This is a genomic window from Christiangramia sp. OXR-203, from assembly GCF_034372165.1.
In the GTDB taxonomy this organism is placed as follows: domain Bacteria; phylum Bacteroidota; class Bacteroidia; order Flavobacteriales; family Flavobacteriaceae; genus Christiangramia.
This window is the reverse complement of sequence record NZ_CP139698.1, coordinates 1,641,045-1,664,021: the sequence shown is the minus strand read 5'-3', so window position 1 is coordinate 1,664,021 and position 22,977 is coordinate 1,641,045. Positions and strand designations below refer to the sequence as shown.

Genomic DNA, 22,977 nt, shown 5'->3' with positions numbered 1-22,977 from the left:
TTTAAAATTCTCTATTTGACCATAAATGACGGAACTGATAAAAAATCCGTTCTATCAGTGTAACCTCCTTCAGTAAAATTTCTGCTGTTCCATTTAATTCCTGATGAAACTCTAATTCTTTACCGTAAGAGGTTTTCAGGTCATTGATAGTTAAGTAAACAATGTAACCAGGATTGTCTCCTCCTTTGGGTATTTGTGAAATCGATCCTACCTTGGCTCTTACCATTCCCCATTCATGATAAGGATAGTTATCTAGTTTTAAATTTACCTTCTGCCCTTTTTTCAACTTCCCTGCATTCCGAATGGGGATTATGCATTTCCCTATCAGATTCTGCTGAATATCGGGAACAACACTATATACTGATTCTCCTTCTTCTACATTCTGATATTCTCCCCAAACTTCAAAATAAGATAATCGGCCATCAATGGGGCTTTTCAAAAGGTAGGTATCTTCCCATTTTTGGATAGCACCGATTAAATTCTGTTGAGATAATAGTAGATCAACCTCTAGATTACGCTTAGTTTTTAAAGACGTATTACTTGAAAGTTGAAGCCTAGATAGTATACCTTTATTTTCTAATATTAACTGATTATACTGTTGATTTAAAAAATGAAATTGGCGCTGCTGCATTAAGAAATCTTTTTCTATATTTTCAAGATCAACCTGAGAAACCACCCCCTTATTAAATAATTCTTGGAACCTCTTATAATTGGTTTCCGAGACTTCAAGATTTCTTTTAGCGATAGATAATTCTTCATTTTTACTATCAATGGAATAAAGCTGATTTGATAATTCCTGCCTCATTTGATGATCATGAATAGATTGATCATTCAGGGACGCTTCAAGTATCAAATGATGATAATTGCTCAAAAAAGCATTGTAATATAATTGAAGGTCGTTGCCTAAAATTAAATGTGGAGGGTAAATCTCATTTAAATCTTTGAGGGTTTGAATATTGAAAACGGTATCTAACTTAGCTCGTAGATTTACAACATCTTTTGTGTATGAATCATTTTCTAGTTCTCCTAAAATATCCCCTTTAAAAACTAAATCTCCAGGTTGGTAGTTAATCGCTAAAATTTTACCTACAGATTTTGCTTTTATATGTACGGGTGGATTTTGAGAGGTGACAATTACCTTTCCTTGAATAACTTCATTAAATGGAAAATTGGAAGCGGAAATTAGTAATAATACAAAGAAAACAAATGTCAACTTAGTGCCATTCCGTAATATCCAACCGGGTTCACGCTGAAGAATATTATCATTTTTGTATTTTTTGTATTTTTCGATAATGGTTAAATTTAAAGTTGATTTCTAATTAATGTATAGTAAACACCTTTCTGAGATAGTAACTCTTGGTGATTCCCCTGTTCCACGATATTTCCTTTATTCATTACCAATATTTGATCTGCATTTTTTACTGTGGATAGCCTATGGGCTACGATAATTACTGTTTTATCCCGGTAAAAATGATTCAGATTTTCTGTTATTACTTTTTCGTTTTCAGCATCTAAGGAGCTTGTAGCTTCATCAAAAAATAAATATTTAGGATCTTTGTATATCGCCCTTGCAATTAAAAGTCTTTGTTTCTCTCCCCCGCTTAATAGCTGTCCTTGTTCACCAATCCTGGTCTGATACCCAAGAGGGAGTGAACTAATTAAATCGGTCAAATTGGCCATTTCGACCGATTCTATTAATCGCTTTTGGTTTAATGGTTCATCAGATTTTGATTCTGTGATATTTCTTTCGAAGGTATCATTGAACAAAATTCCATCCTGTAAAACCACCCCACACATCCTTCTCCAGTTGTTTACTTCAACATGTTCGAAATTTTCGTTTCCAATACTTATCCTGCCTTCACAAGGTTTATATAATCTCAATAATATTTTCAGAAGGCTTGTCTTACCAGATCCACTAGCTCCCACAATGGCAGTAACTTTTCCGTGTGGAAAAATTGTAGAAACATTCTTGATAACAGCGTTTGATCCTTGTTCCCCATAATTAAACGAGATATTTTCGAGTTTTATATCGCCTCTCAACTCTAAACCAACGCTTTCATTCTGATATACTTCAGATTTTTGATTGTGAATTTCAGCCAATCTTTTTAAAGAAAGTTTTGCTTTTTGATAGCCCACTAGGAAATCGATAGTATTAGAAATTGGTATGTAAAGACTTCCTACAATGAATTGGATTGCCAACATGGTACCTAAGGATATTTCCCCTGATATAACTGCCTTTGCTGACCAAAAAACAATCAGGATGCCCATAATTTCATTAATAAATTTACCGCCCTTAATTTGACTATGATCAACCTTCAGGATAGTTGATTGCAATCCAAAAAGCCTGGACTGATTCATCTCCCACTCTGATTTTCTTCTTTCTTCAGAATTGTTAAGTTTGATTTCCATCACCGCCATAATGATTTGAAGTAAATGGGATTGCTCCTTTCTATGCAAATCAAATTGCTGGTGATCCAGAACCTCTTTCTTTTTCATAAATAAAAGAGACCACCCTAAAAACAAAGAAGTTCCAATCAAGAAAATTAGAAGTATCGTACTATCAAAAATTCCTAAAACAAAAGCAAAAACTATTATGCTAAGCAGGTCAAAAAATATACTCAGGGATTGGCCGCTCAGGAATTCCTCTACTCTTTGATGATCGTAAATCCTCTGCATAAAATCGCCGGTGGTTTTTGAGTCAAAAAAAGTAATTGGAAGCTTCAAAAGTTTATCCAGAAAATCTGATACCATAGCTATGGTAACTTTGGTGCTGATGTGCAGTAAGAGCCAATCCCGAATCACCTCTGTGACGGAACGAGTTAGAAATAAAAAAAGTTGTGCTATAACGATCAGGTATATAAAATCAAGATTCTCATAATTGATCCCGTAATCCACAATGCTTTGAGTTAGAAAAGGAAGGATTAACTGAATTAACATCGCAGTGAATAAACCCAAGGTGATTTGTCCTATATATTTTTTATACGGACTAAGATATTCGAGTAAAAATCCTATTCCTTCCGGCTTAGCTTCTTCATTATCGTTATCCAGAAAATCCTCTTTAGGTTGGACAAGGAGTAATACGCCCTCATTTTCATTCTTACCTGACCATCGCACCTGAAATTCATTATGAGAATATTTTATTTTTCCTATGGCCGGGTCGGAAACAAAAACATTTCGTTTATCAGTTTTATATATCACCAAAAAATGATTCTGTTCCCAGTGAGCAATTGCAGGAAGTGGAATATCTTCAATCAGTTCCTTTAAGTTAGCTTTAATGCCAACAGAATCTAATCCAATTCTTTCCATTGCTTGTGAAAGACCCTGAAAGGATACTCCTCCTTTTTGTTGGGATGAGATTTCACGTAAAAAATCTATATTGAAATGTCTACCGTAAAATTCTGTAATGATTTTTAGGCAGGTAGGCCCACAATCCATTTGATCAAGCTGACGGTAAGCCGGAAAATTCACTGCTCCAAACATGGCACCCAATTGAAAATCAAAGCACTAAATTAATCTATAACAAAAATGAAGGAAGGCGAATTAACAGACTATTTATAAATAACGGCCTATTCGTCAAAACACTACAAATCTATCCTTTGGGTGAAAATAGATTTTATCACGACCACAAAAAAAATTTACCAAGCAATTATAAAGAGCTTCGTAAGTAATTGGAATTTATAAATTTAAATAAAAAAATGATATGGTGATACCAGAAATTTTAAAAAGGTAATCTTGCTATTTAATCTGGAATAGAAATATACTAAAAGGCTATTAAAACAAATTTATTGAAAATTAGAGCTATATATTAAGCTACTATTAAATCATTTGCATCATCCAGAACTGTATTATCAAAACTTTTGAGATAGATTTCTGTAGTTTTTAATGAATGATGACCTAAACCTTCACTTATTATTTCAGTCGAAATACCCATATTTTTAGCTATGGTTGCCCAGGAATGCCGAATATAATATGAGGTGATCTTTTCATCAATACCTGCATCTTCAGCAATCTTTTTAAGCAATTTATTTACTAACCTTCTATCAGATCTATATTTTTTAAAAGTGCTAACGGAACCATCATATCCGATAGGAAAAATAAAATCGTCTTTATCTTTATCCTGAATATAAAATTCTAAAATTTTGGCAAATTCTATGGTCACCTTTACAGATAAAGGATCTCCCGTCTTACTTCGACCATAAAAAATTCTATTATTCCTTATATCTTTAACTCTTAACTTTGCTAAATCAATAAGGTTCATTCCTCTACAATTAAACATACATAAGAAGTAGTTCTTTGTATGCCAGAGATTGGAAAATTTTTCATATTTTAAATTTCTAATAGCCACAATTTTTTCTTTTGAGAGAGCTTTCTTTTTTGTCCTTCCAGTTGATGGAATTTTATAATTTAAAAAAGGATTTTTTAAATTATTATACTTTTCTTCTCTTAAAGCGCTGTTATAAATTGCCCGGATAGCTCTTATGTAAGAACTTATGCCGTTTTTCGAATTTCCTCTGGAAATATGCTCCATTTCAAAATTTTTCAAAAATGTAACTGTAATTTGATATAGCTTCACCGATTTACCTTCATTAAATTGTGTAAAAGCGGTGATGGAGTCTTTATACCATTTTGCTGTAGCTGGTTTATTAGCCTTTAATTTACGATCGATTAAAATCTGACCCCAATTATCCAAGGTAATTTCATTAGATAAGTTTCGTTTTACTTTAGAATCCAGTTGTTCATCCCAACACTTTTTAATGTTTTCTACTAAGGTATCAACAGAAATGATATTGATTGTATCTCCTAAATTGTAAATTGTAGACTTTGCTAAATGCAGTTTGTTATAAATTAAGGTGTTAATTTTATCACATTCAACATCTTTATTTGCAACAGCCGATTTCTTAAGCAACATATTTTTATCATCCCAACCAGATTTGGAAGTACTATACGGAAGACGGATCATTCGAGGTTTTTTATGAAAAATTCTAATAGTAATTGGAAACAGACCATCATTGGAATATTTTGACTTCACCCGTGTATCTAAAACTAATCTCGCTCTTGCCATATCCTTTCCTATTTACAATATAAATTTAGCTAAAATTACGCACACTTTACGCACACATATTTTTGATATCAATCGCTATCAAATGAGGTCGAATACTGCTATACATGCTGTTTTACAGATTCCTATACTTTAGTTTGTACTCAGATGTATTCAAAAATGCTGCCTTCTAAGCAGGCGGTCCCAGGTTCGAATCCTGGTGCCATCACGAAAAGCCTTCCTCACGGAAGGCTTTTTTGTTTTTAATAGTCTCCTCGCCATTTCCTAATTTATATTAAGTCCGTCATAAAAATTTGTCAAAAGATGACAGACAGGATTTGAACGGTTAATTCTTCCTAAATTGGAGTAAGCTAAATGTTATAAAACCAATCAAATCCTCTCTAAACATGGCGTTTATAGAAGATTAAAATATAAGTTTTCAAATTATGCAGGAAATACCTGATCTATCTGAAAATTCCATTCAACAAATCTTAACAATTCTTAAAGAAAAGAAGGAAATAAGCTGCATGCTTCCCGGTATGGGAATCTTGCATATTGAAAAAGAATTACCCTACCTTGTTATCTACCGGAAAAAATCGAATGATAAAGGAACTAAAAGGTTCATAACCAGTGAATCCTCCTATATGGTCATAGGAAACTCAGATTTTGCAGGCTATCAAAAATTACTGATTGCTATTTCCGATTTTCTTTCAGTAGAAATGAAATCATATTTGTTATTCGAGATCTATGCGGGAGCCGAGGACTCTCAGAAACTGCGTATTAAGGGTCCTGCTGAAAAGCTTCCTACCAGTTTAGAAACCCTTCAGAAGGATCTATTAACCATAAATGAAGTATTTACTGGCCTGTATCTGGATACAGAGATTGTAGATACCATACACAGGCATGCGGAAGGTTCCGAAGATCTTATGAGTATTGAGGAAGCTAAAAATTGTGGAGCTGTTCTCGTTAGCCTTGAAATTCCGCCCATATACCGAAATGAGAATAATAAATTATATCCTGTCTTTTTTAGAAATTTTAAAGACTTCCTGATCAAGGCCATGCACAGGTCCTTCTTTGATTTTATCAGGGTACAAACTACGGGCGGCGTAGCCAGCTTTAACGCTCTGGGAAGGAAATATCTAAAGCAGGTGGTATTCGATATTGATAAGCAATTGGCAGATATCGAAAAATCATATCAATTCCTCTGGCTGGTTTCACCTGCAAATATCCATGAGATCAAGGAAGAGTTCTTTAAAAGTAACTACCAGAATGTTCTGGACTATCATTATCGCCTGCTACCGGTTGATCCTGATATTTTAAAACGCAGACTTTACGATCTTAAGATCGAAGACATTGACGATCCAGCCATGTCCTTTCTATTCCGCGAAAAACGTGAAGAGCTTGATATGCAGATTACTATGCTTGGTGAACGTGGATCCAGCAACTTTATGTATGATAGCATCCGACTCTATAAAGGTGTGGATCGACAATTATGTGAAGAGGCTCAGAACATACTTAACGAAGTACCGGAAGAAACTTATAGCGAATCGAATGATATTCTTGACGCAAAAGCATTTAGCAGCCTTGCCCGTAAGGAGTTCGATTATTTTAAACAACAGGATGAAAACTTTAACTGCAAGGTGCATATTCGAAAAGATGTGAACGTAATGATGGTTTCACACGGAGAATTATACATTCCTGCAGATTATGAAATGAGCCGTATCGAGGCGGAGGCACTCATCCAGCACGAAGTTGGAACACATATTCTCACACATTACAATGGAAGCAGACAACCTCTTAAGCAATTAAGTATTGGTCTTGCAGATTATGATCCACTGCAGGAAGGTCTGGCAGTAATGTCTGAATTTATGGTAGATGGTCTTACGGCTAACAGACTTAGAATCCTTGCCGGAAGAGTGCTGGCAGGACAGGCAGTTATAGACGGTGCGAATTTCCAGGAAATATTCAGACTATTAAAAATGGATTATGGTTTTTCTGCGGAAAGAGCATTCAATATCACTTCCCGAATCATGCAGGGCGGTGGATTTATTAAAGACATTATTTATTTAAAGGGGCTTGTTCTACTGAAAGAACACCTTAAGAATAATGATGATTATGATATTCTGCTAGCCGGTAAATACGGAATTAAGCACACAAATATAATCCGGGAATTAACAGACAGAAAAGTTCTGGAACCGCTAAGGATAAAACCCCGGTTTCTTCATAGTGAACAAATGTTCGAAAAATTGAAATTAATCAGGAATGGTTTAAGCCTTCCACAAATGGTATGTAAATGAAAATATGTTTTGTATTAAATGATGTCGCAACAGAGAAAGATGGTACATCGAACGCGCTAATGCAGATGGCTCATCAAAGAGGTCATGAAGTTTATGCAATGGGTGTTGGCGATTTTAACTTCCATCATGATAAACCTATCACTATAAATTCTACTCAACCACCAAGGGATACCAAAACCAAGTCTACTAAGAAATTTCTGGAAGCCTTGCAGGGTCCTAAGGCTATAAAAAAGCAAATTGATTGCACGATACTGGATGTCCTTTTTATTAGAAACAATCCTACCGAAGAAGAAGGCAGACAATGGGCTGAGCAAGCTGGAGTAGCATTTGGTAGAATGATCCAGCAACTGGATGTTCTGGTTCTAAATGATGCCTATGCCCTATCGCATGCCTTTATAGATAAGTTGTATTTCGAAGAGTTACCTCAGGAAATCAAACCTGCCTCTATCATTACGAGAGATAAGGATCAACTTTTAGATTTCTGGGAGAAACAGAATAAAAAGATGGTATTGAAACCACTGGAAGGCTCAGGAGGACAGGATGTGTATCTTATAGATGAACATGAGAAAAATACCAACCAGATTATTGATCATTTAAGCTCTCAGGGATACGTAATCGCGCAGGAATTTTTACCAGATGTTAAAGATGGTGATGTGCGTGTCTTATTACTAAATGGTAAAATCATGGAAAGAGATGGCGAAAAAGCAATTATTAGAAGAGTAGCAGGCGAAGGAGAATTCCGTAGTAATTTCAGCCTTGGAGCTACTGCAGATAGTAGTGAGCTAACTCCGGAAATGCAACGTATCGTTGACCTTACAGCACCTAAATTAATTCGTGACGGATTATTTTTCGTGGGACTTGATATTGTTAAAGATAAATTGATCGAGATCAATGTACTTAGCCCGGGGGGAATGGAGCATTTTAAGGATATCGGACTTTCCCCTTTTACAGATTATATCATCGAGGCGATCGAAAGAAAAGTTGAGTATAAGAATATGTATAAAGGTCAGTTGAGCAACAGGACTCTGGCCACAATGGATTAATTTTATGAAAGAGAAGCTAGAAGAGAACGTAGACAGGATAATAGGAGAATATTCTTCAGGAAAACCAGGCCCGTTATTATTCGTAACAGCTGGAATTCATGGAAATGAACCAAGTGGTGTATTCGCCCTGAAGGAAGTTTTTAAACAACTGAATAAAACCAAACCTGAGATCGAGGGTAAAATTGTTGGAGTTTCCGGGAATCAGAAAGCACTTAATGAGAACAAACGTTATATAGACGAAGACCTCAACAGAACCTGGACAGAAGAAAATATTCAGAAAAATGATCCTCAAACTCATGAGCAAAAAGAAATGTTCGAGATCATTGAGGTACTAAATGAATATTCTGAAAAAGAACATACGAAAAGGTATTTTCTGGATTGCCATACTACCTCATCCGCAAGTTTACCGTATGTATCGGTGCAGGAAGTGAACGATAATGATGATTGGGCCCATAATTTCCCGACTTATATCATTAGAGGTTTTAGTGATATCATTACGGGAGACATCGACCATTATTTAAGCCGAACCGGAATGACTGGTTTTGTGTTCGAAGCTGGTCAACATACAGATGATACTTCGGAAGAAAATCACGAAGGGGTGATCTGGTTGGCTCTGAAGGAAGCAAATCAATTAGATCTTTCTGAAATTTCCACCTATCCTGAGTGTGTAGAAAGGTTCAGCAAAAAGAACGCTCCAGATCAAAAAACCTTCGAAATAATTCACCGCCATGGTTTGGAGGATGGAGATACTTTCAAAATGAAAGAAGGTTATGAGAATTTTCAGAAAATTGAAAAAGGCGAACTACTAGCCGAACAGAACGGCGAGAAAGTTTATAGCGAATGGGATGCTTATATTTTCATGCCGCTTTACCAGTCACAGGGAAACGATGGTTTCTTTGTTGTACAGGACGTATAGAAAAAAAGCAGCCAAATGGCTGCTTTTTTTATTTCTGAAACTCCAGACATACCGGAGTTTTAATCTCAAAAATAGGTTCCTGAATCTTTAATTTTCCGTCTTCAGGATTGATCGTGTAGGTGGTAATATTTCCAGTATCCTGACTGGCGGCATATAAGTATTTTCCGAAAGGAGATATGGCAAAATTTCGTGGTGTCTTCCCCGCTACCGGAACAAAATCTACATTCTTCAATTTTCCGTTGACCTGATCTATACTAAATATAGCAATACTGTTATGACCGCGATTACTGGCATATAGATATTTTCCATCTTTACCAATATGGATATCTGCTCCAGAATTCTTATCCAAATAACTTTCTGGCAATGAACTAAGAGTTTGTACAATTTCAAGTGCGCCACCCTTTAAGACCTTATAGGTGGTCACTGTAGAATTCAGCTCATTCATGCTATAAACGAAATTACCATTTCTACTCAAACTTAAATGCCTTGGACCAGCTCCTTCAGGAAGTTGAACCTGGAAATCTTCGTGCTTTGAAAGTGTTCCACTAGCAACATCAAATTTGTACACTAAAAGTCGGTCATTACCCAGATCTGCAACATATGCCGTTCTATTATCACCACTTATCTTAACCGTATGTGCATGAGCGGTTTCAGCTTCAGGAAGTTTTAATTCATTGACCTTTTCAAGTGCTCCATCAGACATAACTTTATAAGTAGCCACTACCCCACCCATATAATTACTAACGAATACAAACTTTCCAGATCTGTCCAGGGCGATATGACAGGGAGCATGTCCTCCGGTAGAAAGTTTACTAATTTCCTTAAGGTTTCCATTCTCCTGGATTTGGTAAGAGTATATATATCCAGACTTATCGTCTCCAGGTCCCAGTTCACTAACCGCATAAAGAAACTTACCCTGCCGGCCCGTCTTTACGAAAGAAGGATTAACAATCTTAGCCTGGGTCCCGCAGTTAGTCAGACTTCCATTATCTGGATCCTGATGTAGCAAGTAGATCCCTTCAGCTTTACCATCTACATGGCCTTCTTTCTTTGTATAAGTTCCTACATACATCTTATTCATTTCCTTGTCTGCATCAGCTTCAGATTGAGCTGAAATATTAGAACTTATCAGAATAAATACACTGCATGCAGTAATCTTAGCGATCTTGGTGAATTTTAAAGCCATTTTTTACGTTTAAAATAATAAAGCATTAAAAGGAATATGATGATCATTACTCCCCAAAGTACAAAGTAACTATACTTCCATTGCAACTCCGGAATATATTCGAAATTCATTCCGTAGATTCCAGCGATAAAGGTAAGCGGAATAAAGATACTCGCCATAATGGTAAGTACTTTCATGACCTCGTTCATTTTGTTACTTATCGTAGTCATATACATATCCATAAGACCCCAGATCATTTCCCGATAGATTTCGATATTCTCTGATATCTGAATTATATGATCGTATAGATCTCTAATATAATTTCCGGTATGTGGGTCTATGATCTCACTCTCCATTTTTTCCAGTCGGCTTATCACTTCCCGCAGAGGAAATACAGCACGTCTAATTCGAAGAATATTTCTTTTAAGATCCTGGATCTCGTAAACGATATCATCACTTGGTCTGTTTGTAAACAAGCTCTCTTCCAATAGTTCGATACGATCGCTCATATCATCGATCACTAGGAAATAATTATCTATAATGGCATCAAGAAGCGCAAACATCAAATAATCTGCTCCCTTACCTCTTATCCTTCCTTTTGAAGTTTCCAGACGTTCACGGATAGGATCAAAAACATCACCATCAGATTCCTGAAAGGTGATGACATAATTTTTACCAACGATCATACTAATATGCTCATTTTCTATTTCACCATCCTTGTGGTAAAGCATTTTCGCAACTATGAAAAGATAATCCTGGTATTCTTCAATTTTAGGTCGCTGCCCGGTATTTACGATGTCTTCCATCACGAGGGGATGCAATTCATAGTAATCCCCCAGTTTTTCGATCTCACCAATATTATTTAGTCCGTCAATATTAAACCAGGTTACACTTTTTTCATCTACATAATTAAAGGCGTCATCTGGCGAATTGGAAGTATACCTTTCGTACTGATCGGCATTATAATCAATCACTTCCAGTTTGGTTTCTGAAGATTCTTTATGCCCTACATAGGTCATTGTTCCAGGCACCTGGTTTACCGTCTTTGTATGTTTGGGACGCCTTAGCAACAGCTTTCTTCGTTTCGCCATATAAACTTTTAATTTTCATAAAAATAGGAATAATCTGTCAATACTCTTGATAACACATTGGCTAAGGCAGTATTTATTCCTGCTGAAAATTGACCTTGCAGCTGGTTGTTCTGAGCCTTTAATTTTACCTTTGTCCCATGAATGAAGTTAAGCTGCTGGATACTCTGAAGGAGTATTTTGGATATGAGAAGTTTAGACCCTTACAGAAGAAGATCATACAGTCTGTATTCGATGGAAAAGATAACCTGTTGATCATGCCTACCGGTGGTGGGAAATCTATTTGTTATCAGCTTCCCGCAATTTTATTACCTGAAATTACGCTGGTAATCTCCCCGCTTATAGCACTTATGAAAGACCAGGTAGATGGTTTGAACGCCAATGGTGTTCCTGCCGCTTACCTCAACAGCAGCCAGACCGAAGATCAACGTGAAGCTATTTTCAAGCAAATTGAGAATAAAGAGCTTAAACTCATTTATGTTGCTCCGGAAAGTCTTCAAATCGTTGATCGATTCCTGGTAAATGGAAAAGTTAGTCTAATCGCCATCGATGAGGCACACTGTATCTCGAGTTGGGGACATGATTTTCGACCTGCATATACACAACTTGGATATCTTAAGAACAGGTTCCCTTCAACTCCAATTCTAGCGCTTACCGCAACTGCAGATAAAGCTACTAGAAATGATATTTGCCGACAGCTGAATATCCCTTCAGCTAAAAAACATATTGCTTCTTTTGACAGAAAGAATCTGAGCCTGGAAGTAAAACCTGGGATCAAGAGATTTGAGCAGATCGCTAAGTTTCTCAATAATCGTAGTTCTGAAAGTGGAATCGTTTATTGTCTAAGCCGAAAAACTACTGAAGAGCTTGCTGCCAAACTGAAGGCAAAAGGATTCAAAGCTGAAGCCTATCATGCAGGAATCGATCATGATCAACGTTCGCAGATACAGGATGACTTTATCAATGATGAAAAACAGATCATCTGTGCAACCATCGCCTTTGGAATGGGAATCGATAAATCTAATATCCGTTGGGTCATTCATTATAACATGCCAAAGAACCTGGAAGGATATTACCAGGAAATTGGACGTGCCGGTAGAGATGGACTGGAATCTGAAACACTTTTGTTTCATTCTTATGCTGATGTGATCCAGCTTCAAAAATTTGCTTCGAATGCAAAGAATGAAGAGGTACAATTGGCAAAGCTTGACAGAATGAAACAGTATTCTGAAGCACTTTCCTGTAGAAGGAAGATCCTGCTTGGTTATTTTGGAGAGTACCTTCAAGAGGATTGCGGTAATTGTGATATTTGCAGGAATCCACCGGAGTTCTTTGATGGTACGATCATCGCTCAAAAAGCACTTTCTTGTATCTACCGACTTAAAGCTTCTGAACCAATTTCCGTAGTTATCGATGTACTAAGGGGTTCACAAAATGAAGTGGTTCGAAAGAACAATTACCAGGATCTTTCTACCTATGGTATCGGGAAAGATATTTCCTGGCAAAACTGGCAGCAGTATATTATACAATTGATCAATCTTGGTTTGCTTGAAATCGCTTTTGATAAAAACAATCATCTTCAGTTAACTGAAAATGCAAAGTCAGTTCTATTCAGTAAAGAGAAGGTCTTTCTGGCAGATGTTAAACAGCAAGTGGAGAAAGCTGAAAAGGATAAAAAAGAGTCAGCTTCTAATTCGCTATTCGAAAAACTAAGACAGTTGAGACTTTCCATCGCAAAGGAAGAAGATATTCCTGCTTACCTCATTTTTAATGATGCAGCATTAAAGGACATGGAAAAACAACGTCCAATGTCTGATGCAGAATTCCTGCTGATAGACGGGGTTGGTCGTAAAAAAATGGAAGATTATGGGTATCGTTTTATTAAAGAGATCATTGCCTTCAGTAAAGATAAAAGGGAGAAAAAACCGAAAACTAAACGTTCTAAAAAGTCTAACACCTTTAAGGAAACACTGGAATTATATGATCGCGGATTGAGTATCGAGAAAATGGCAAAAGAAAAAGGTGTCTCAACAAATACGATCTACGCACACCTAATCAAACTTTATGACGAGAAGGAGGAAATCAACCTGCATCAGTTCGTTCCAAAATCTGATCTCAAAGTGATTAAAAAAGCAAAGTCTGATCTTAATGATCCTAATTCATTGAAAGCATACTTTGAACATTTTGAAGGAGCCATCCCTTATGAAACGATAAAATTAGGGCTGAAGATCATCGCTGATAAGTAATAGATTGCTAATCGAATTCGAGTTTTCTCAGGATCAATCCAGATGCCGGAGCGATAAAGTCCATTTGCAAGTGCGGGGTATCTGGTCTTAAGCTTTCTTCAATTTGATCAAGACTCAATTCTCCACGCCCTACCTGTATTAGCGTTCCCATCATTAAGCGAACCTGGTGTCGTAAAAAACCTGCAGCATGGATATGAAATATATAGGAGTTTTCAGGGAAGAAATTTGCAGTATAAAGCGTATTTTCAACCACTTCAGATCTTAACATCTCACGCTCAAAAGTGCTATTTTCAGATACTCTTACGCAGTAGTTCTTAAAGTTATGCTGGCCTTGATAGAGCTTAGCGGCTTGTTTCATTTTTTCAATATTGAGATCTTCCTGAAAATTCGCCATAAACGGCGCGCAAAAAGGATGAAACTTATCACCTACACTAAATAAATAGGCATATTCCTTGGTTTTCGAATCCTGTATGATATTGAATTTATCATCTACTTCTTCGATACTTAGAGCTCGAATATCCTGAGGTAGATTTTTATTTAATAGTTTAAGGAATTCCTGAAGATCTTCCAGAGGTTCATGATCAAGAAACAATTCAAATGCCGACTCCTCCGCAGATACCATAGCATCTGTACGGCTGGTTCCAAGAATCTTATATTTTGCATCTGGCATGATCCAGCCAAATGTTTTAGTGATAAGTCCTTCAACAGTTTTTACATCAGGCTGTTTTTGCCATCCATGTAAACGGTAGCCTAAATACTGTACTTTGATAAAATAAAAGAATCTTTTTCTGAACAAACGCTTGATTTTCCCGCAAAGATATCCAAAATGAACCGCATTCCTAGTTACTCAAAGATTCAAGAGCTTCAGGTTTCAGAGATTTCAGTAATTATCTTTAAATTGTAGTCCTGATAAGAGTTTTCAGAATAAATCTATCAAAAAAATTATTTGGCATCTAATCCTTCGGAAGAATTTATAAGGAATGAATATGCTACAATAACTTTAAGATCAACATTGAAATTAAACCAATCCTCAAAGTATAGAATATGAAAAACTACCTTTTAGTTCTTATTGTTTTTATTACGTTCTCCAGTGTGAATTCACAGAACCAGGATAGCATCACTGCTGAAGATTACGCGAATGCTGAAAAGTTCTTAAGTTATAATACTAATAAAAAGATTTACCGGAGCTACGTTTATCCCCAATGGCTGGAAAATGGAAATTTCTGGTATCGGGTTACCACCCGGGATGGTTCCGAGTTCGTTCTGGTTAAAAGTAAAACTGGTGCCAAAAGCACTTTTACTACCAAAGAAGAATTACTTGCAAACATCGAATCAGGTTCCGAAGAAAATGGAAGGTATTCGCGTATAGAAGTTGCTTCGCCAGACGGAAATAAATTAGCTTATATCAAGGACTGGAACTTATGGATCAAAGATGCTGTTACTGGTGAGGAGACACAATTAACTAAAGACGGAATCGAAAATTATGGTTATGCCACAGATAATGCCGGTTGGAGAAAAAGTGATAAGCCAATCTTGCTATGGTCTCCGGACTCTAAAAAGATCGCAACTTTTAGACAGGACCAGCGTCATGTAAGCGATATGTACCTTGCTTCAACTAAAGTTGGGGCGCCAGAACTTCAGCAGTGGAAATATCCGCTTCCGGGTGATGAAAAGGTAATTCAGATCGAGCGTGTTATTATAAATACAGAAAATTCAGAGATTATTCCATTAAAAATTCCGCAGGATCCAAGAAGAGGAACTCTTTGCGATGACATTAGTTGCTCTGGAGCTTTCGATGATAACCAGTGGAGCGAGGATTCCAAGGAACTGGCATTTGTTTCAACTTCAAGAGACCATAAAATAGCAAAGTTCAGAATTGCCAATGCAACTACGGGAGAGGTTCGTGAAGTTTTTGAAGAAAAAGTAGATACTCAGTATGAGTCTGGACAGGGGAGCATTAACTGGAAATATTTCCCTGAAAGCAGTGAGATCATCTGGTACTCTGAAAGAGATGATTGGGGTCATTTATATCTTTACGATTCTAATACCGGGAAACTCAAGAACCAGATTACCAAAGGTGAATTTGTTGTTACTGAAGTTTTAAAATTTAACGCTGAAGATCGTATGATCTATTTTATGGCAAATGGGAAGGATCAATCTATGGATCCCTATTTTGCTCAATTCTACAGTATTCGATTTGATGGCAAAAGATTACAGAATCTTACTCCTGAAGATGCTAATCATAGAATAAGCATCTCTCCAGATTCGAAGTATTTTGTAGATAATTATTCCAAACCAGATACTCCTAACAAGGCAGTCCTCAAAAAAATAAATGGAAAACAAATTACCGAGCTGGAGAAAGCAGATATAACAGATCTGGAAGCGGATGGCTGGAAACCTGCTAAGCGAATAAGTGTAAAGTCAAGAAATGGAGATTGGGATCTTTATGGCCTGATGTTTACGCCAACACACCTGGATGAGAACAAATCCTATCCAGTAGTAAACTATATATATCCAGGACCTCAAGGCGGAGGCGTTGGTTCCCGTTCATTCTATCCAAGCAGGAGTGATCACCAGGCACTGGCAGAACTCGGTTTTATAGTTGTTATCATCGATGGTACCTGCAACCCGAATCGTTCAAAATCTTTTCACGATGCCTGCTACGGAAATATGGCCGATAATACACTGGAAGATCAGATAAGTGGTTTAAAGCAGTTAGCTGAAAAGTATCCTTATATGGATCTGGATCGCGTTGGAATCTGGGGGCATTCTGGTGGTGGATTTGCCACTGCAGCTGCACTCTTTAATTATCCCGAATTCTATAAAGTAGGTATTTCTGAATCTGGAAACCATGATAACCGTAATTATGAGGATGACTGGGGCGAGCGTTATATAGGTTTATTGCGCAAAGATGAAGATGGTAGTTCAAATTATGCAAAACAAGCCAACCAGAACATGGCAGAGAATCTGGAAGGTAAATTGCTTCTGGCGCATGGTGCAATGGATGATAATGTACCACCTTATAATACATATCTGGTAGTTGATGCCCTTATTGAAGCCAATAAGGATTTCGACCTGATAATTTTTCCTCATGCGCGTCATGGCTTCGGAAAAGATTCGTATTATATGATGAGAAGACGCTGGGATTATTTTGTGGAACATTTGATGAATGCCACTCCCCCGCAGAATTATGAATTGGGACCAAAATCTTAATAAATGCAACCAAAGATAAAAGAAATTGACGCTGTTAAACTTGCTGGCATAAGCAAGGAAACCAGTATGGCAAATGATAAGACAGAAGTACTCTGGAAACGTTTTATGAGCATTAAAGTAAAGACACCATCTCTGGCGAATCGGGATCTGTATTCTGTAGAACAATATAAAAAAGCATTTTTAAAAGGCGAATTCGATCCTCAAACAAAATTTGAAAAATGGGCCGCTGTTGAGGTAGATGATTATACAGAATTGCCTGAAGGTCTAGAAAGACTTGAGCTGGAAGCCGGACTTTATGCCGTTTTCAGACATCGTGGAACCGCACAGAACTTTGCCGGAACCGCGAAATATATCTTTGAGGACTGGCTTCCTAAATCTGAATATCAGCTTGATCACCGCCCCCACTTTGAGATCATGGGAAGTGATTATAAAGGACCAGATGATCCTGAATCTCTCGAAGATATTTACATCCCGATTAGTCCAAAATAGCCAAACGTTCTATGCTATCCAATACTTCGGAAGTAGACCTTTTAAGTCAGTTTACAGGATTTTTACAAACTCCAGATATCAGAAATAAATACGGTTCTGAAATTCCTGTTTTCGAATTTCCTGAAGTAGATATCACTGAGGAATTAATAGCTGAACTTGAAAAGATTGATCACCCCAGGAATTCAGTTTTAGGGAAAAGAATGGAAAGTTTTTTTGAAATAGCCATTAAATTTTCCAATCGCTACGAACTTATTGCTTCCAATATCCAGGTCAATCAAGAAAAGATTACCCTGGGAGAGCTTGACTTTTTACTCTACGATCATCAAAATAATAAACCTTTACATGTGGAGCTGGTTTATAAGATCTATATTCTGGATCCGGAAGTAGGTCAAAATGAGAAAATGCCAATAGGTCCCAACAGGAAAGATTCTTTTCTGGAAAAAATGGAGAAGATCACTACTAGGCAGTTACCGTTATTAAAGCATCCAGAAACTCAAATTTATCTTAAGAAATACGATCTGAACCTGGAAGAAATAGAGCAACAAATATGCTTTAAGGCTCAGTTATATTCTAATGATTCTAATGCTACATTGCAGAGTGGTCAATATTATAGCCTTCAGGAATTTCAGCAACTGGAAAAGAATAATGCATTGTTCTATGCTCCTAAGAAAAATTTATGGAGCTCAAAGCCGGAATCCTGTAATCAATGGCATTCGTATTCTGATCTAATGGAAGAAATTTCCGGGCTTTTTCAGAAGAAAAAATCACCACTGATCTGGATGAAGTATGAGGATCGTTTTTCAAGGTTTTTTGTAGTTTGGTGGAAATGATACTCGCTTTATCCATGTTTGAAAATATAGATCTGTTCTATTTGCTTATTCTCTTCCTGGCAGGCATTGTAGCATTTATTATTTCAACGATCTCAGGTGGTGGTGGCGCATTAGTTCTTGTACCATTTCTCAACTTTCTAATTGGAACTCCACAAACACCGCCTGTATTAAATCTGGGTACTTTTATTGGCAGACCTGCCCGACTTATCCTATTTTGGAAACATATTAACTGGCAGGTTTTCTGGTATTACGTTCCTCCCGCTCTACTTGGAGCTTTACTCGCCGGTTGGTTTTTTACTCGAATCAATGCTGGCTGGTTACAAATTCTGGTTGGAATATTTTTGATAAGTACAGTTTTTCAATATCGCTTCGGAAAGAAAGAACGATCATTTCCTGTTAGATTATGGTACTTCATACCATTGGGGTTTATAGTTTCTATTCTGGGAACTGTAATTGGTGCGCTAGGACCTGTTCTCAATCCTTTTTATCTGAATCTGGGGCTCGATAAAGAAGAGCTGATCGCGACAAAAACTGCGAACTCATTCTTCCTCGGTATCGCACAAATTAGCAGTTATACCTTCTTCGGACTTCTTTATACCGAATTATGGATCTACGGAATTGCCTTAGGACTTGGAGCGGTTATAGGAAATATCATTGGAAAAAGATTCCTGAGTAGTATGAAGAGTTCAAGCTTCCGGAAGCTACTGATCATTCTGATGGTCGTTAGCGGGATTTTATTGATCTACAATCAGCTGAAATAATTAAAATTGATAGCTTTGCAGCTCAATTCACTTCTATGCGTCCCGAATACAAAGAGGCAGTTAAGGCATCCTATTTTAGTATAGCGGGAAATGCGTTATTAGCAATAGCTAAAGCAGTTACTGGAATATTTGGCAACTCTTATGCGTTAATTGCAGATGCCATAGAATCCACCACCGATGTTTTTTCTTCTTTCCTTGTTCTTTTAGGTATTCGCTATGCTAACAAACCTGCTGACGAAAATCATCCTTACGGGCATGGGAAAGCAGAACCTCTTATTACGTTCATGGTTGTTGGTTTTCTGATTGTCTCAGCCACGATCATTGCTTATGAAAGTATTGAAAACATACAGACCCCTCACGAAGTTCCTGAACCCTACACACTCATAGTTCTCGCGGTCATCATTATTATTAAAGAATTATCCTATAGGTTCGTTTCCAAAAAAAGCGATGAAACAGATAGTTCTGTTCTTAAAGCAGATGCTTGGCACCATAGAAGTGACGCTATTACATCATTTATGGCTTTTGTTGGGATAAGTATAGCCCTGATAATGGGTGATGGATATGAAAATGCTGATGACTGGGCGGCGCTTTTTGCTTCAGGATTTATTCTGTTTAATGCCTACCTTATACTTAGACCGGCTCTGGGAGAAGTAATGGATGAGCATCGTTACGAGGATATAGAAATGGATATTAGAAGCGCCGCACTGGGAGTTCCAGGAGTGGTAGAAACAGAGAAATGTTACGTACGCAAGACAGGTATGACCTACCACATAGATCTACACATTGCTGTGGATGCGAATATCACCGTTAAAGAGGGTCATGATATTGCGCATGAAGTCAAGGACCAGGTTCTGGAAAATGTTCCCCAGGTCGCAGATGTGCTAATCCACGTAGAACCAGACGATGAACTTTAAGCTAGTTCACAATATTTTGAGACTAATTAAGAAAGATTTAGTAGTAAGGACGGGGCTTTCGCTTTGAAGTGTTTCACAATAGACTTACCTTTTAACTACCAAAAAATTAAAGATATGTCTATGATAAATGAAAAGGAATTCAAGGAACTAGCAAACTTTAAAAATGACACTTGTGTGTCTATTTTCATTCCAACACAACGTGGTGGAAAAGAAGTTTTAGAACAGAAAAATCTCAAGCATTTACACTCACTTTGGACTGAAGCAAGCAAAAAACTTTCAGCTCAGGGAATTGACAAAAGTGAATTAGATACAATGTCTAAGAAGTTTGAAGAACTTCTGGATGACAAAGATTTCTGGAGACACCAGTCAGATGGACTGGCGGTTTTTGCTGCTCCAGATTATTTCAAAACCTTCAGTCTTCCTGTAAATTTTGAAGCTTACACGTATATTTCCGAAGAATTTTATGTGAAACCATTAATACCGGCAATGAATGGTGATGGTAAATTCCATGTACTAGCCTTACAGATAAGTGATGTGCAGTTATATGAAGCCAGTAAATATTCTATAACTCCAATAGATATCGATGATCTTACACCTTCAGAACTTGAAGAACGTGTAGGTTATGATTATAAAGAAAAAGCTCTGCAATTTAGAACGCAGGGAGCTGGAGGAGAGAAAACTCAGTTTCACGGTCACGGAGGTAGTGATAGAGATGAAAAAGATGAAATCAAACAATTTTTTCGTGCGGTCGATCAAGGGCTTCAAAATTATCTAAATAAGGAAAAATTGCCATTGATCGTTTATTGTCAGGACTATCTATTTTCAATTTACAAAGAGGCTAATACCTATAACCACCTTGTGGATGAAGTCATAGATGGGAATCCGAACGACTCAGATCTTCTGGGAGTACATGAAAAGTCCCTGAAAATCGCAGAAAAATTTCTCGATAAGGATCGCGACAGCAAGCTTGAGAAATATAAAGAACAAAGTCAAACTGAGAATACCTCTTCTGCACCAAGTGATATCATGTCGGCAATACACCAGGGAAGAATCGATACGTTGTTTGTTGAAAATCGAGCCGAAATATGGGGGACTTACGATGAAGATCACATGAAAACAGAGATTGATGATGAGCAAACCAGCGAAAACACCTCTCTTATGAATCTGGCGGCGAAGAAAACCATTGAAATGGGTGGAAACGTTTATTTAATCCAGGATTATTTAATGCCTGAAAAAGAATCTAAAATGAATGCGCTATTCAGATTCTAAAAATTTTAAAAAATAATAGAGCCCGGAAACATTTTCCGGGCTTTTTTATTCCCACTTCTTAGCAAAAACTGAATTTAGCCTTAACTTTATCCAACCAAACCAGAAAAATGGATACAAACTTAGCCGTGCTCATTGATGGAGATAATATTCCTTCAGCACATATAAAAGAAATGATGGAAGAGATTGCCAAATACGGTAATCCTACGATCAAAAGAATATACGGAGACTGGACCAAACCTCACCTGAACAAGTGGAAAAGTGTACTTCTTGAAAATGCCATACAACCAATTCAGCAATATGGATATACCCAAGGAAAGAACGCTACAGATTCTGCAATGATCATCGATGCCATGGACATCCTCTACTCTAATAAAGTTGATGGCTTCTGTCTGGTTTCGAGTGATTCAGATTTTACACGTCTTGCAACCAGACTTCGTGAAGCTAGCATGAAAGTTATTGGTATTGGTGAAAAAAAGACTCCAGATCCGTTCATTGTTGCCTGCGATAAGTTCATCTATATTGAAATCCTGAAGAATAATTCTAAGGAGAATGAAAATGAGAATGATAAGGCAAAAACCAAGGAGAGTAAAAAACAGAATGTAGACAAGATCACTCCAAAAGTGGTCCGACTTATTTCACAAACGATTTCTGATGTTGCCGATGAAGATGGCTGGGCGTTCCTTGGAGATGTTGGAAGTTTACTTCAGAAAAAACAACCAAATTTTGATTCGCGTAACTATGGTTTTCAGAAGCTGACTCCAATGATAGATTCTATTGAAAAGTTTGAAATAGAATCCAGAGAGAATTCCAATTCCCGTTTTAAGCTTATCTATGTTAGAAATAAATAGATGCTAATGCGGAATATTAAGAAATTACATAAGGCCGAATATCGCCCTATCGGGAATCTTAAGACCTGGTCTCCTATGCCAACCAGGGAGTTGCAAATGTTGGATCCTTTTCTTTTCTTAAATCATCATGGTCCTCAAACCTATAATGCGAACAACCAGGGATTGCCGTTTGGCCCGCATCCTCATCGTGGTATGGAAACCGTTACTTTTATAATTGATGGTGATATCATGCATAAGGATACCGGTGGCCATAAAAGTGTAATTGAAGCTGGAGGTGTGCAGTGGATGACTGCCGGAAGCGGACTCTTACATGCCGAAGTTTCTTCAGAAGAATTTAAAAAGAATGGTGGTGACCTTGAGATCCTTCAATTATGGCTGAATCTTCCTCAAAGACTGAAGATGATGCAACCACAATATAAAGGACTTCAGAAGGAGCAGATCTCCGTCTGGGAAAATGATGAAAAATCTATTAATGCTCAGGTCGTATCAGGAAATTTCAAAGGAATTCGTGGAGCTTTTGATACTCCAACTTCCGTTGATCTCGCTGTGGTACACTTTAATGCAAACACGACACTGGAACTGGAAATTCCAAGAGATGAAACGATCTTCTTTTATGTAATTTCTGGAGAACTAAATGTAAATGATATCTTGGTGCCTGCCTTACATTTGGCTGAATTCTCCAATAATTCTGAAATTCTGAACATCAGTGCTTCAGTACAAAGTAAACTATTGATTGGTCATGCCAAACCATTAAATGAAAATGTTGTTTTTGGAGGGCCGTTCGTAATGAATTCTGAAGATGAAATCAGGCAGGCTTATGATGATTTTCATTCTGGAAAAATGGGTAGCTGGGATTAGTT

General features: G+C 37.2%; 18 protein-coding genes and 1 tRNA gene. 13 read left to right on the top strand and 6 right to left on the bottom strand.

From position 1 onward, the window contains the following. Position 1: 1 nt before the first annotated feature. The 3 genes from T8I65_RS07495 to T8I65_RS07485 form a co-directional block, all read right to left on the bottom strand. Positions 2-1,213, bottom strand: a complete 1,212-nt coding sequence (locus T8I65_RS07495) for an HlyD family secretion protein (protein WP_322302759.1) — start codon at positions 1,211-1,213, stop codon at positions 2-4. 89 nt (positions 1,214-1,302) lie between these two features. Then, positions 1,303-3,480, bottom strand: coding sequence for a peptidase domain-containing ABC transporter (locus tag T8I65_RS07490; RefSeq protein WP_322302758.1), 2,178 nt, complete (start codon positions 3,478-3,480; stop codon positions 1,303-1,305). Positions 3,481-3,805: 325 nt separating this feature from the next. Beyond that, on the bottom strand, positions 3,806-5,062 hold the full coding sequence (locus tag T8I65_RS07485; protein WP_322302757.1) for a site-specific integrase: 1,257 nt from the start codon (positions 5,060-5,062) through the stop codon (positions 3,806-3,808). Positions 5,063-5,186: 124 nt separating this feature from the next. Here T8I65_RS07485 and T8I65_RS07480 point away from each other — a divergent pair. From T8I65_RS07480 to T8I65_RS07465, 4 genes are all read left to right on the top strand, one after another. Then, positions 5,187-5,264, top strand: a tRNA-Arg gene (locus T8I65_RS07480). A gap of 220 nt (positions 5,265-5,484) precedes the next feature. Next, entirely contained in the window at positions 5,485-7,335 is a 1,851-nt protein-coding gene (locus T8I65_RS07475) for a flavohemoglobin expression-modulating QEGLA motif protein (protein ID WP_322302756.1), read from the top strand. Then, positions 7,332-8,378 carry a glutathione synthetase gene (locus T8I65_RS07470; protein WP_322302755.1) on the top strand — a complete coding sequence of 349 codons (1,047 nt, stop codon included), beginning with the start codon at positions 7,332-7,334 and terminating at the stop codon, positions 8,376-8,378. The genes T8I65_RS07475 and T8I65_RS07470 overlap by 4 nt, the downstream gene beginning before the upstream one ends. A gap of 4 nt (positions 8,379-8,382) precedes the next feature. Further along, on the top strand, positions 8,383-9,294 hold the full coding sequence (locus tag T8I65_RS07465; RefSeq protein ID WP_322302754.1) for a succinylglutamate desuccinylase/aspartoacylase domain-containing protein: 912 nt from the start codon (positions 8,383-8,385) through the stop codon (positions 9,292-9,294). Between the two features lie 28 nt (positions 9,295-9,322). On the opposite strand, the gene T8I65_RS07460 is transcribed toward T8I65_RS07465, so the two are convergent. Both T8I65_RS07460 and corA read right to left on the bottom strand, forming a co-directional pair. Further along, entirely contained in the window at positions 9,323-10,480 is a 1,158-nt protein-coding gene (locus T8I65_RS07460; RefSeq protein WP_322302753.1) for a lactonase family protein, read from the bottom strand. Beyond that, positions 10,471-11,550, bottom strand: a complete 1,080-nt coding sequence (corA, locus tag T8I65_RS07455; protein ID WP_322302752.1) for a magnesium/cobalt transporter CorA — start codon at positions 11,548-11,550, stop codon at positions 10,471-10,473. Before corA ends, T8I65_RS07460 begins: the two co-directional genes overlap by 10 nt. Positions 11,551-11,687: 137 nt before the next feature. Here corA and recQ point away from each other — a divergent pair, with 137 nt between their 5' ends. Further along, a complete protein-coding gene (recQ, locus tag T8I65_RS07450) occupies positions 11,688-13,793 on the top strand; it encodes a DNA helicase RecQ (protein WP_322302751.1) in 2,106 nt (701 codons plus the stop codon). 7 nt (positions 13,794-13,800) lie between these two features. Here the strand turns inward: recQ and truA are convergent, their stop codons facing one another. Continuing rightward, on the bottom strand, positions 13,801-14,589 hold the full coding sequence (truA, locus tag T8I65_RS07445; RefSeq protein WP_322302750.1) for a tRNA pseudouridine(38-40) synthase TruA: 789 nt from the start codon (positions 14,587-14,589) through the stop codon (positions 13,801-13,803). Positions 14,590-14,837: 248 nt separating this feature from the next. On the opposite strand from truA, the gene T8I65_RS07440 reads away from it, so the two are divergent. The 8 genes from T8I65_RS07440 (at position 14,838) to T8I65_RS07405 (ending at position 22,975) form a co-directional block, all read left to right on the top strand. After that, positions 14,838-17,006 (top strand): S9 family peptidase, encoded by a 2,169-nt coding sequence (locus T8I65_RS07440; RefSeq protein ID WP_322302749.1) that lies wholly within the window; start codon positions 14,838-14,840, stop codon positions 17,004-17,006. Positions 17,007-17,009: 3 nt separating this feature from the next. Further along, positions 17,010-17,495 (top strand): GyrI-like domain-containing protein, encoded by a 486-nt coding sequence (locus T8I65_RS07435; RefSeq protein WP_322302748.1) that lies wholly within the window; start codon positions 17,010-17,012, stop codon positions 17,493-17,495. Between the two features lie 11 nt (positions 17,496-17,506). After that, positions 17,507-18,325, top strand: a complete 819-nt coding sequence (locus tag T8I65_RS07430; RefSeq protein WP_322302747.1) for a DUF1853 family protein — start codon at positions 17,507-17,509, stop codon at positions 18,323-18,325. Continuing rightward, positions 18,322-19,086, top strand: a complete 765-nt coding sequence (locus tag T8I65_RS07425) for a sulfite exporter TauE/SafE family protein (protein WP_322302746.1) — start codon at positions 18,322-18,324, stop codon at positions 19,084-19,086. Before T8I65_RS07430 ends, T8I65_RS07425 begins: the two co-directional genes overlap by 4 nt. Positions 19,087-19,121: 35 nt before the next feature. Then, on the top strand, positions 19,122-20,000 hold the full coding sequence (locus T8I65_RS07420) for a cation diffusion facilitator family transporter (RefSeq protein WP_322302745.1): 879 nt from the start codon (positions 19,122-19,124) through the stop codon (positions 19,998-20,000). 114 nt (positions 20,001-20,114) lie between these two features. Continuing rightward, a complete protein-coding gene (locus T8I65_RS07415) occupies positions 20,115-21,269 on the top strand; it encodes a hypothetical protein (protein ID WP_322302744.1) in 1,155 nt (384 codons plus the stop codon). A gap of 107 nt (positions 21,270-21,376) precedes the next feature. Further along, positions 21,377-22,117: an NYN domain-containing protein gene (locus T8I65_RS07410; RefSeq protein WP_322302743.1), complete on the top strand. Its 741-nt coding sequence runs from the start codon at positions 21,377-21,379 to the stop codon at positions 22,115-22,117. 6 nt (positions 22,118-22,123) lie between these two features. Next, the gene (locus T8I65_RS07405; RefSeq protein WP_322302742.1) at positions 22,124-22,975 is read left to right on the top strand and encodes a pirin family protein; all 852 of its coding nucleotides are present in this window, start codon (positions 22,124-22,126) and stop codon (positions 22,973-22,975) included. Positions 22,976-22,977 lie beyond the last annotated feature (2 nt).

Coding starts and splice junctions, on each gene's coding strand:
- recQ (WP_322302751.1), top strand. CDS start 11,688: ATGAATGAAGTTAAGCTGCTGGATACTCTGAAGGAGTATTTTGGATAT.
- T8I65_RS07415 (WP_322302744.1), top strand. CDS start 20,115: ATGTCTATGATAAATGAAAAGGAATTCAAGGAACTAGCAAACTTTAAA.
- T8I65_RS07460 (WP_322302753.1), bottom strand. CDS start 10,480: ATGGCTTTAAAATTCACCAAGATCGCTAAGATTACTGCATGCAGTGTA.
- T8I65_RS07475 (WP_322302756.1), top strand. CDS start 5,485: ATGCAGGAAATACCTGATCTATCTGAAAATTCCATTCAACAAATCTTA.
- T8I65_RS07405 (WP_322302742.1), top strand. CDS start 22,124: ATGCGGAATATTAAGAAATTACATAAGGCCGAATATCGCCCTATCGGG.
- T8I65_RS07420 (WP_322302745.1), top strand. CDS start 19,122: ATGCGTCCCGAATACAAAGAGGCAGTTAAGGCATCCTATTTTAGTATA.
- corA (WP_322302752.1), bottom strand. CDS start 11,550: ATGGCGAAACGAAGAAAGCTGTTGCTAAGGCGTCCCAAACATACAAAG.
- T8I65_RS07440 (WP_322302749.1), top strand. CDS start 14,838: ATGAAAAACTACCTTTTAGTTCTTATTGTTTTTATTACGTTCTCCAGT.
- T8I65_RS07470 (WP_322302755.1), top strand. CDS start 7,332: ATGAAAATATGTTTTGTATTAAATGATGTCGCAACAGAGAAAGATGGT.
- T8I65_RS07410 (WP_322302743.1), top strand. CDS start 21,377: ATGGATACAAACTTAGCCGTGCTCATTGATGGAGATAATATTCCTTCA.
- T8I65_RS07465 (WP_322302754.1), top strand. CDS start 8,383: ATGAAAGAGAAGCTAGAAGAGAACGTAGACAGGATAATAGGAGAATAT.
- T8I65_RS07425 (WP_322302746.1), top strand. CDS start 18,322: ATGATACTCGCTTTATCCATGTTTGAAAATATAGATCTGTTCTATTTG.
- T8I65_RS07490 (WP_322302758.1), bottom strand. CDS start 3,480: ATGTTTGGAGCAGTGAATTTTCCGGCTTACCGTCAGCTTGATCAAATG.
- T8I65_RS07430 (WP_322302747.1), top strand. CDS start 17,507: ATGCTATCCAATACTTCGGAAGTAGACCTTTTAAGTCAGTTTACAGGA.
- T8I65_RS07435 (WP_322302748.1), top strand. CDS start 17,010: ATGCAACCAAAGATAAAAGAAATTGACGCTGTTAAACTTGCTGGCATA.
- T8I65_RS07485 (WP_322302757.1), bottom strand. CDS start 5,062: ATGGCAAGAGCGAGATTAGTTTTAGATACACGGGTGAAGTCAAAATAT.